Source organism: Martinezella sp. CNPSo 3890, assembly GCF_057784455.1.
This window is the reverse complement of the sequence record NZ_JBXSOR010000033.1, coordinates 20,685-30,172: the sequence shown is the minus strand read 5'-3', so window position 1 is coordinate 30,172 and position 9,488 is coordinate 20,685. Positions and strand designations below refer to the sequence as shown.

General features: G+C 59.2%; 10 protein-coding genes and 1 tRNA gene. 5 read left to right on the top strand and 6 right to left on the bottom strand.

Annotated elements, in window-relative coordinates; genetic code table 11:
- A partial coding sequence (locus tag AC13RC_RS33775) for an ROK family protein (protein ID WP_488559758.1) occupies positions 1–888 on the bottom strand: 888 nt, incomplete at its 3' end.
- A 223-nt stretch (positions 889–1,111) separates the two neighbouring features.
- Between AC13RC_RS33775 and xylF the strand changes: the two genes are divergently transcribed.
- The 4 genes from xylF (at position 1,112) to AC13RC_RS33755 (ending at position 4,793) form a co-directional block, all read left to right on the top strand.
- Positions 1,112–2,152, top strand: coding sequence for a D-xylose ABC transporter substrate-binding protein (xylF, locus tag AC13RC_RS33770; RefSeq protein ID WP_113332140.1), 1,041 nt, complete (start codon positions 1,112–1,114; stop codon positions 2,150–2,152).
- Between the two features lie 291 nt (positions 2,153–2,443).
- Positions 2,444–3,757 (top strand): sugar ABC transporter permease, encoded by a 1,314-nt coding sequence (locus AC13RC_RS33765; RefSeq protein ID WP_113332139.1) that lies wholly within the window; start codon positions 2,444–2,446, stop codon positions 3,755–3,757.
- A 15-nt stretch (positions 3,758–3,772) separates the two neighbouring features.
- Positions 3,773–4,555, top strand: a complete 783-nt coding sequence (locus AC13RC_RS33760; protein WP_069612788.1) for an ATP-binding cassette domain-containing protein — start codon at positions 3,773–3,775, stop codon at positions 4,553–4,555.
- A gap of 161 nt (positions 4,556–4,716) precedes the next feature.
- A tRNA-Arg gene (locus tag AC13RC_RS33755) sits at positions 4,717–4,793 on the top strand.
- A gap of 83 nt (positions 4,794–4,876) precedes the next feature.
- On the opposite strand, the gene AC13RC_RS33750 is transcribed toward AC13RC_RS33755, so the two are convergent.
- The 4 genes from AC13RC_RS33750 to AC13RC_RS33735 all read right to left on the bottom strand — a co-directional run bounded on the left by AC13RC_RS33750 (position 4,877) and on the right by AC13RC_RS33735 (position 8,125).
- Positions 4,877–5,389: a hypothetical protein gene (locus AC13RC_RS33750; RefSeq protein ID WP_197044197.1), complete on the bottom strand. Its 513-nt coding sequence runs from the start codon at positions 5,387–5,389 to the stop codon at positions 4,877–4,879.
- Positions 5,389–6,021, bottom strand: a complete 633-nt coding sequence (locus AC13RC_RS33745; protein ID WP_152096546.1) for a DUF5343 domain-containing protein — start codon at positions 6,019–6,021, stop codon at positions 5,389–5,391. The genes AC13RC_RS33750 and AC13RC_RS33745 overlap by 1 nt, the downstream gene beginning before the upstream one ends.
- A 403-nt stretch (positions 6,022–6,424) precedes the next feature.
- Positions 6,425–6,736, bottom strand: a complete 312-nt coding sequence (locus AC13RC_RS33740) for a hypothetical protein (protein WP_488559757.1) — start codon at positions 6,734–6,736, stop codon at positions 6,425–6,427.
- 288 nt (positions 6,737–7,024) lie between these two features.
- A complete protein-coding gene (locus AC13RC_RS33735; RefSeq protein ID WP_488559756.1) occupies positions 7,025–8,125 on the bottom strand; it encodes a porin in 1,101 nt (366 codons plus the stop codon).
- A 375-nt stretch (positions 8,126–8,500) separates the two neighbouring features.
- Between AC13RC_RS33735 and AC13RC_RS33730 the strand changes: the two genes are divergently transcribed.
- The gene (locus AC13RC_RS33730; RefSeq protein ID WP_488559755.1) at positions 8,501–8,962 is read left to right on the top strand and encodes a cupin domain-containing protein; all 462 of its coding nucleotides are present in this window, start codon (positions 8,501–8,503) and stop codon (positions 8,960–8,962) included.
- Here AC13RC_RS33730 and AC13RC_RS33725 read toward each other — a convergent pair.
- Positions 8,959–9,477 (bottom strand): GNAT family N-acetyltransferase, encoded by a 519-nt coding sequence (locus tag AC13RC_RS33725; RefSeq protein WP_145632237.1) that lies wholly within the window; start codon positions 9,475–9,477, stop codon positions 8,959–8,961. The genes AC13RC_RS33730 and AC13RC_RS33725 overlap by 4 nt on opposite strands.
- Between the last annotated feature and the right edge of the window lie 11 nt (positions 9,478–9,488).

Here is a 9,488-nt window from a genome sequence, read left to right as displayed (position 1 = left end):
GAGCTCGGCGATGGGCACGAACTTCGCCGGGATCGTGTCGAGCGGCACGTCGAAGGCCGTCCGCAGCATGGCGTAGAAACCGGCATAGGCCTCGATGCATCCACGCGCGCCACAGCGGCAAAGAGCGCCGCCCGGCACATGCATCATATGCCCGAAATTCGGCGCCGATATATGATGGTCGCCTTCATGTTCCCGGCGCACGATGCCGAGCCCGATACTATGGCCAAGCGATAGCGCCGCCAGCGAGCGGAAATCGCCGCGCGTGCTGATTTCCTCCTGCCGCCCAAGGGCCGCAGCCACAAGCAGGGTTTCGTTGCCGAGAATGATTTGCGCCGACCATTCGTCGCGAAGCACGGCGGCGAAATCGATTTCTTCGCGCCCGAAGATCGGCGACCAGCGCAGCACCGGCGCCGAAGTATCGACAAGCCCCTTGCTGCTGATCGAGATCATCAGCACCTTGTCGCGCGGCAATTGCGAGCGGGTGACAATCCGGTTCAGGGCATCACGCAATCCGGCCACGAAGCGCTCGACACCCGTAGCGTTCTGCTGCCTGTCCTCGGTAAAGCGGTCGATCAGTCGACCGGTATAATCGACGAGCGAATATTGCACGGCATCCGATGAAATGACGACGACGATCAGATAGCCGCAGTCACGCCGCTGCGAAAACAAAACCCGGGGCCGTCCGCGGCCGCTGGCCGCCTGCTGCTCGGCCTTTTCAATGATCTGCGCCCGCTCGAGATCGGCCGTGATGACCGATACGGTCGCAGAAGAGAGCCTGGTGAAATCAGAGAGCTCGGTATGGGCGAGCGGGCCGTGCCGGCGCAGCGCCGACAAGACCAAGGCGCTGTTCTTTTGACGGACCAATTCGGTGCTCGATTTGGCCAGCATCGGCAAACTCCCTGCTCATTCAACCCTCCTCCTCCGCAGCCCCTGATAGCTTTTTCGGACGACCGATGAAACCTGGCGGCGCGGGTGTTGACAGCTGAAAAAATCTCTGACACTAAATTTCTCGACTGTCGAGAAAAAAGTCCAAAGCTTTTCTTGTCAGCATTTTCGCCGCGGCCGACGGGAGTTCAGGATACGTGCGGTCGCATTCACTCGGGAGGATCACATGAAAGCTTTCATCAAGCTGGCTGCGGGCGCGGCCATCGTTTTGACCATGCAGACGGCCGCCTTCGCCAAGGATCTCGTCGTCGGCGTTTCCTGGTCGAATTTCCAGGAAGAGCGTTGGAAGACCGATGAAGCAGCCATCAAGAAGGCTCTGGCAGCTGCCGGCGCCAAGTACATTTCCGCCGACGCCCAGTCGTCCGCTTCCAAGCAGCTGACCGATGTCGAGTCGCTGATTTCGCAGGGTGCTAATGCCCTCATCATTCTCGCTCAGGATTCCGATGCCATCGGCCCGGCCGTCGAAAAGGCTGCTGACGAAGGCATTCCGGTTGTTGGTTATGACCGCCTGATCGAAAATCCGGCAGCCTTCTACATCACCTTCGACAACAAGGAAGTGGGCCGCATGCAGGCTCGCGAAGTCCTGAAGGCAAAGCCGGAAGGCAACTACGTCTTCATCAAGGGTTCGTCGTCCGACCCGAACGCCGACTTCCTGTTCTCCGGTCAGATCGAAGTGCTGAAGTCCGCCATCGACGCCGGCAAGATCAAGAATGTCGGTGAAGCCTACACGGACGGCTGGCTGCCGCAGAACGCGCAGCGCAACATGGAGCAGTTCCTGACCGCCAACAACAACAAGGTTGACGCGGTCGTCGCCTCCAACGACGGCACCGCCGGCGGCGCCGTTGCCGCTCTCGACGCCCAGGGCCTCGCAGGTTCCGTTCCGGTTTCCGGCCAGGACGCCGACAAGGCCGCTCTGAACCGTATCGCGCTCGGCACGCAGACCGTTTCGGTCTGGAAGGACTCTCGCGAACTCGGCAAGCGCGCCGCTGAAATCGCCCTCGCTCTTGCCGGCGGCAAGACCCAGGACCAGATCGAAGGCGTCCAGACCTTCAACGGCGGCCCGAAGCATGTCGCCATGAAGTCGGTCTTCCTGACCCCGATCCCGATCACCAAGGACAACCTGAACGTCGTCATCGACGCAGGCTGGATCTCCAAGGCTGAAGCCTGCCAGGGCGTGAAGGCCGGTAGCGTCGCTGCCTGCAAATAAGCACCCGGCTTGACGAGCTGACTCGAAGATAATGCCGACGCCGCAAGGGGCTCTCCATTGCGGCGTCGAATGCGGATAAGAGGCCCGCAACCAAACCCAGAATGGGAATGAAGGCCTCCCGCATGTGTTGCGTCATCGCATATCCGATCGGCCTGCCGGATGGCGGTCGTGGACCCGGGAGAACCGGATGGGCGAGCGATGACGTCTAGTGTGACCAGCGCGGATACTGCCCAGCGATCAAGAAAGAGCATTCGCGGGCCTGCGCCCAACAAGTGGGAGAACGGCAAAGCGATGGCCGACATGACACATTCCACAACATCGAGCGGTCCGCGCAATGCGGAAGAAGGCGCCATCACGCGCTTCTTGCGTGCAACGGAAATCGATACCCGCCTGCTCGGCATGATCGGCGCTCTGTTGATCATCTGGATCGGCTTCGACGTCTATACCGGCGGCCTTTTCCTGACCCCCAGAAACCTCTGGAACCTTTCCGTTCAGACCTGCGAGATCGCCGTGCTGGCGACGGGCATGGTACTTGTCATCGTCACCCGCAATATCGACCTTTCCGTCGGCTCCATGCTCGGCTTCATCGCCATGATCATGGGCGTCATCCAGGCAAAATACCTGCCCGCCTATCTCGGCTTCGACAGTTCCTGGACCTGGGTCATCACGCTGATCTGCGGCCTTGTCATCGGTACGCTGCTCGGCACCTTCCAAGGCGTCATCATCGCTTTTCTGAATGTCCCCTCCTTCATCGTCACCCTTGGCGGCCTTCTCGCCTGGCGCGGCCTTGCCTGGTACGTCACCAGCGGCCAGACGGTTGCCCCGCTCGACGCCACCTTCCGCATCATGGGCGGCGGCGCCGAAGGTTCGATCGGTGCGACGTGGAGCTGGATCCTCGGCGTACTCGCCTGCGTGTTCATCGTTCTCGGCATTATCGGCGGGCGCCATCAGCGCAAGCGCTTCAACTTCCCGCGCCGGCCGCTCTGGGCGGAATATTTCCTCGCCATCCTCGGCTCCGCCCTCGTCCTCGTCACGATCTACGTCTTCAACATCTATTACTGGCCAACCGGCATCGCGAAGAAATACGCGACCGAGCATAACATCCCCTGGCCGGAAACGGGGCTCGATATCCCCTACGGCATCGCCGTGCCCGTACTGATCGCCGTCGGCATCGGTATCATCATGACCTTCATCGCCACCCGCCTGCGCTTCGGTCGCTACGTCTTCGCGATCGGCGGCAACCCGGAAGCAGCGGAACTCGCCGGCATCAAGACGCGTTGGGTGACGGTGCGCATCTTTGCGCTGATGGGCTTGCTTGCGGCGGTCGCCGCGGCTATCTCCACCGCCCGTCTGAACGCCGCCGCCAATTCGCAAGGGACGACCTACGAACTCTTCACCATCGCCGCAGCCGTCATCGGCGGCACGTCGCTTGCCGGCGGCAGCGGCACCATCGCCGGCGCCATGCTCGGCGCCCTCGTCATGCAGTCGCTGCAATCGGGCATGGGGCTCGCCAATGTCGATACGCCGATCCAGAACGTCGTCGTCGGCGTCGTGCTCGTCATCGCCGTCTGGCTCGACATCGTCTATCGCTCGCGCGCCAAGTAAAAGGAATTCTGAACCATGACGGATCAAACCACTCCGCTTGTGGAAATGAAGAACATTTCCATCTCCTTCGGCGGCATCCACGCGGTCGACAACGCCTCGGTGGACCTTTACCCCGGCGAAGTCGTCGCTCTTCTCGGCCATAACGGCGCCGGCAAATCGACGCTCATCAAGATTCTCTCCGGCGCCTACAAGCGCGACAGCGGCGATATCCTGATCAACGGCGAGCCTGCCGATATCCGCAGCCCGCGCGACGCCAAGAAATACGGCATCGAGACGATCTATCAGACGCTCGCCGTCGCCGATAATGTCGATGCGGCCGCCAACCTCTATCTCGGCCGCGAGCTGCAGACCCGCTGGGGCACGCTCGATGACGTCGCGATGGAAGCCAAGGCCCGCGAAGTCATGGGGCGCCTCAACCCCAATTTCAAGCGCTTCAAGGAACCGGTGAAGGCTCTTTCCGGCGGCCAGCGCCAGTCGGTCGCGATCGCCCGCGCCATCCTCTTCGATGCCCGCATCCTGATCATGGACGAGCCGACCGCGGCACTCGGCCCCCAGGAGACGGCGCAGGTCGGCGAGCTCATCAAGCAGCTGAAAAAGGAAGGCATCGGCATCTTCCTCATCAGCCACGACATCCACGACGTCTTCGACCTCGCCGACCGCGTCTCGGTCATGAAGAACGGCCAGGTCGTCGGCCACGCCCGCACCGAAGACGTCACCAAGGACGAAGTGCTGGGCATGATCATCCTCGGCAAGGTGCCGCCAAAGGCCACCCCCGGCCCCGGCGCGATGAAGGAATGAGCCGAGACCACCCATGACAGCAAGGCCGCGCGCCCAAAGCCCGCGGCCTCATCTCACCAAAACGTCCGATCTCACGCTTTCCTGAATTTTCCCGATTGAAGCCAAGCGCTTCCTAGGCTAAGAACCAGCCATCGGACAGGCGATTCAAACCGCCACGGCATGCACCCGTAGCTCAGCTGGATAGAGTGTTGGATTCCGATTCCAAAGGTCACAGGTTCGAATCCTGTCGGGTGCGCCATTTCTCCCCTGTCCGTTCCAAGCTCAAGAAAGCCGATGCAGGGCTATCGCTTCGATCAGCTTACCGGAATGGAGAGGTACGTGTCACTTCAATCCGGCTAGAAAGAGTAACTCTTGGACAACCATACGGATGTCCGGAAGGAGTTGGTCGAGGTCGGTACGATGTGCGAGGTATCGTCTGCTGTGAGCGGATTTGTCGCCGACGTCCTTTAGCTTGGGCAAAGCCTGCTTCGTATTTCGGCTCAGGTTCCAGGCCGTTTCATTCAAAGTACTGGTGATGAGATCGCGGAGAAAGAAAAAGTCGCCCGCAGGATTCTTGATCCGGTCGGCGATAGAATATTTCTCGAAAACCTCGATGATCAATGTCTCCATCAGACGGCGAAGCATTACGGCCGCCGCATCGTACCAGCCGTTTTCGTATGCGCCGTTCACCTGGTTCGCAATGCGCTCAATGTATCCGCGGGTACCTCGCACCAGCGATATGTTAATCACTGACTGCGTTTTTGCGAGAAGCCCTTCCTCGGGTGGCTTCGTTTCTTCAGACAATTCCGCGTGGATCGCCTTGGCAGTCAGAACGATGTTTTTGAACTCATCCATCAGTCTTCCTTGCGACCATATAGATGCTTCGCCATGCTTTCGAAAATCTTGTCGATCTGCTCAGCTGTAGATTCCGGCGAAATATGAATCTGGATGTCAATGTGAACGGCGGGTCCGCTCTGAGAGGGCGGGAGCTGCGGCGCGCCAGGTGCGAACGAGCTAGGGGCGGCGTGCAGTGGACCTGAGTGCAATACACCCCTGTCTTCGCTCGTTGAGCTGGCGCTGAACTCCGCTTCCGCGACGAGGGCTTTGAAAGTTGCGACCGTCTTCGAAATAACCTGTTGGCCCGCCGTAGAACTGGTGCTGAACACATGCGTCAGGTCACCATTGGAACGGGAATGCGCATCGGGATAAATCGCGTAGAGTTCGGAGTAGCCTTTCTTAATTGCATCACCGAGAACGGCTTTATGGCGCCCGCCGCGGAAATCTCTCCATACTTGGGTAGGTATGCTGGATCCATCGATGAATCCGATGAACTTCAAGACTCCGATCAAGGTTGCATCGTTGCTCGACGTAAAACCGATCGTCTTCAGCCAAGCGTGCGAGACTTTTGGCGGCACTCCGGCACCGCGAATCTTCTCGAGAAAGTTCCTAACCTTGCCAGTTACCTGCGTATAAGGAAAATCTACCATCGCTACTCCTCGAAGAATTCGAGGAAAGAAACACGCTCTCAAGCTGAGTCGCAAGATCTTACTGCATCCCAATGCCCGGGATGCAACTCTACTTCACAAATATTGGACAAATTTCGAGCAAGCGCCACTCGTCCCACCTTACCAAGGTTTAACTCAATGAATGTCTAGAGGAAATCTGGAAGAGCTATTGTCCCGCCGCCATGTGGTATGGCACCAGAACGCATGCGGCGACATGTATCGCACCGGCGTCTGCGACTGAGAAGCCGTTAATGAAAGCTTGACATTGGATTCAAGCCGATGGAAGCATTGGCCGTAGCAAGACGATCCAATCGTGGCTCGCCTTGCTGGCTTGGTTCCGACGTTCCGGTCTATAGCCGTCGATCAGCTCCTCCACACCACCGCCTCAATGATTCTTATTCGGCCCCTTGCCGGTCGCGAAGCTGCAGGTCTTGATCTTGCAGCTGGGGTCGTCGCTGGTGGGCACGCTTGCGCTGGCCATCGCGCCCTGCCCCAGGCAAGCCATCGAATTCGACACCGTCCGTTGGTACATCATCAGGCCCGGATGGTGTGAGGGATATCTCAGCACGATCGACCCTTCCTGGGCCATCTTTTCATGCACGGCTGCGCAGGTCATCGACTTGGAATTATAGGCCGACATGGCCATCGCGTTCGTGGAGAACATTCCAATTGCGGCAAGTATCATGATCGTCTTCATGGGGCTTCCTTTGGTCGCGCCGAAGGGCGCTATCGAAAATGAGATAGTCGTTGATTAGCATTGGATTTATGACAGTGAGCCGACTTCCCTTTATCGGCTGTTTGACCACTGCCAAGGGTGACCGGCGCCCGTTCGGATACGATTGCGCTGGAGGTCACTACGCACCGCATGGTGTCTGTCGGCAGGATGCGATGCGAACGGAGATTTAGAAATCGTCCGTCACGACAGATGGGGCCCGATACGAAGACCGGGCCTCATTTCTGTGAAGATCAGCCGAGACCAAAAGCCTCAGAAGGTCCGCTCGAAGCGCAGGATACCCGAGAAGCTATCGTCGCTCGGCAGATCATAGTGAACGTAGGTGAACTCCGGCTCGACCAGCAGGTTCTTGACCGGGTTGAACTTGACGTTGGTCGTTGCCTCGAAAATCTTGGAGTCGGTATAGGCGAGCTGAACGTTCCACTTCAGCTTGTCATTGATCGGAACGCCGACACCGCCCCAGACTGCCCAGTCACCCCAGCCGCACTTTGCACCGTGAACGACGCCGTCGGAGGTCGTGCAGGCCGAGACGTTCTGGTTCGAGCCGGCATACTGGTTGAGCTTGTCGCCATCAGTGTTCCAGCCGCCCATCAGGAAGGCCGTGAGGAAACCGAAGTCCGCGTCGACACGAGCCTTGATGGCGCCTTCCTCGACGATCGAATCGTAGCCGCCGACGACCTTGAAGCCGAACATGCCGGCCTTGTAGCCGAGACCGGCGACAACGTTCGGAGCGTAGTGATCAGCCTTCGAAAGCTGCCAGCTGCCGCCATAGGCGCTTGTGGTCGTGCCGGAATTGCTGTCTTCGAGCGAGATGACGCCCGTGAAGCCCGTGCCGCTGTCGTAATTATAGGTCAGCTGGTTCAATTCATACGGACCGTCATAGATGACGTCGTCCTGGATCACGTCGCCGGCATAGCCGACGAACTGGTTGTACTGCGAGTCAGTCTTACCGACGGTGAAGCCGCCGAGGGTGATGTAGGCCCACAGCAGGTTGGTGGAGGTCGAGCCGCCGTCGTTCCAATCCCAGCGAACGATGGTTTCGGTCTTCAGCGGACCATATTCGGTGTCCGTCGCAGTATTGAGGTTGAGTTCGGCGCGGGTATGCCACTTGGTGCCGAAATTGCTGTCGCGATTGTAAGGATCTTTCCACTGGCCTTCGGTGCGGACCTTGCCGCCAACGCGCAAGCAGGTTTCCGTGCCGGGTATGAAGAAATAGCCGGCGCCGAACGCGTCGCAGATGCGCACATATTCCAGCGGCTCCGGTTCGGCGGCGACGATAGCGTCAGCCGCATGAGCGGCAGATACGACGCAGAAGGCCGCAGCCGAGCCGATAAGCAAGCTCTTGATGTTCATTGTAACTCCATTCTTCAAACGAACTTGCGCGAGATACGAACCTGGGGGCCGTCCGACATCAAGTTTCAGTGGCTAACTCGAAGCACAAGGCCTCGCTTCCACATAGTAAGCTGCATTTACTATTTTGCTTTTACAAGGATTTAAGAAGGCTCCCCACATATGTGACAGCACCTACATACGGCGTGTTGCTCAAACGACGCACATGTGTATGAACGATGACAACCAGGTAACAACCAGATGACGAATACAGGCAACCAAGCCTGATTTGCCATGCTCTACCGAGATGCATTGCTGGACTGGCAGCGATGAGTCTTGTTAGACTTGAAACCGCACAAACAGCATATCCACCCTTGGCAAATCGCAGGCAGGATCATCATGCCGAAGATCGATGTTGCAGCCGTGCCGGAAATCAAGGGCACGCGCTATCCCGCTCCTTTCAATGATCACTCCACCGAGCGCGTCAGGCAGCGACTGGGCGATGCCGGCGGCCTTAGGGATTTCGGCGTCAACCTGATGCGGCTGCCGCCAGGCAACTGGTCGAGCCAGCGGCATTGGCATTCAGAGGAGGATGAATTCATCTATGTGCTGGAAGGCGAGCTGACGCTGATCGAGGATGATGGCGAGACGGTGCTGCGCGCCGGCGATTGCGCGGCCTTCCCGAAGGGCTCCGGCAACGGCCATCATATGATCAACAAATCGAATAGCACGGCCATCTATCTCGAGGCCGGTACGCGCTCACCGACCGATCTCATCACCTGCTCGGACGTCGACATGATGAGCTCCAGCACGGACGGCCGTTTCGTGCATAAGGATGGCATGCCCTATCCGGACGGCTAGTCCTGTTCGCCGGCGCTCGCGACCGGCAACTTGAAGGACAGGAGATGAGTCGGCGCTCCATGCAGCATGACCTCCCGCTCGAAACCGAAGCCGCATTTTTCCAGAACGCGCCGAGAGGCAACATTGACGGGCCGAACCAGCCCGATAACGCGTGTCGCCCGCAGATCATGTCCGGCGAAGGCCAATGCCTCCGTCACCAGTTCCGTTGCGTAGCCGCTTCCCCAATAATCGGGGTGCAGGTGATAGGAGAGATTGAGCCCCTCGAATTCCGTAGAGACGGTAACGCCGCCAAAGCCGATCAGCCGCCCTTCCGTTTCGATCGCCCAGCGCCCGAAGCCGTTTACGCGCCAGTGCGCCTGATCCCGAGCGAGCCGCCGGGCACTTTCCGCAGGCGAATCCGGCGTTGGATCGGGCCGATGGGCGACCAGCTCCGGCCGCGCAAACAAAGCCGTGACGAAGTCGAGATCCCGCTCCTCCGGCACCCGTAGGGACAGGCGCGGCGTATGCCGGATCATCGTCCCTCTCC

Bases quoted from the DNA above. Each gene is read 5' to 3' on its own strand.
- AC13RC_RS33760 (WP_069612788.1), top strand. From the start codon at position 3,773: ATGACGGATCAAACCACTCCGCTTGTGGAAATGAAGAACATTTCCATC.
- xylF (WP_113332140.1), top strand. From the start codon at position 1,112: ATGAAAGCTTTCATCAAGCTGGCTGCGGGCGCGGCCATCGTTTTGACC.
- AC13RC_RS33765 (WP_113332139.1), top strand. From the start codon at position 2,444: ATGGCCGACATGACACATTCCACAACATCGAGCGGTCCGCGCAATGCG.
- AC13RC_RS33740 (WP_488559757.1), bottom strand. From the start codon at position 6,736: ATGAAGACGATCATGATACTTGCCGCAATTGGAATGTTCTCCACGAAC.
- AC13RC_RS33745 (WP_152096546.1), bottom strand. From the start codon at position 6,021: ATGGTAGATTTTCCTTATACGCAGGTAACTGGCAAGGTTAGGAACTTT.
- AC13RC_RS33730 (WP_488559755.1), top strand. From the start codon at position 8,501: ATGCCGAAGATCGATGTTGCAGCCGTGCCGGAAATCAAGGGCACGCGC.
- AC13RC_RS33725 (WP_145632237.1), bottom strand. From the start codon at position 9,477: ATGATCCGGCATACGCCGCGCCTGTCCCTACGGGTGCCGGAGGAGCGG.
- AC13RC_RS33750 (WP_197044197.1), bottom strand. From the start codon at position 5,389: ATGGATGAGTTCAAAAACATCGTTCTGACTGCCAAGGCGATCCACGCG.
- AC13RC_RS33735 (WP_488559756.1), bottom strand. From the start codon at position 8,125: ATGAACATCAAGAGCTTGCTTATCGGCTCGGCTGCGGCCTTCTGCGTC.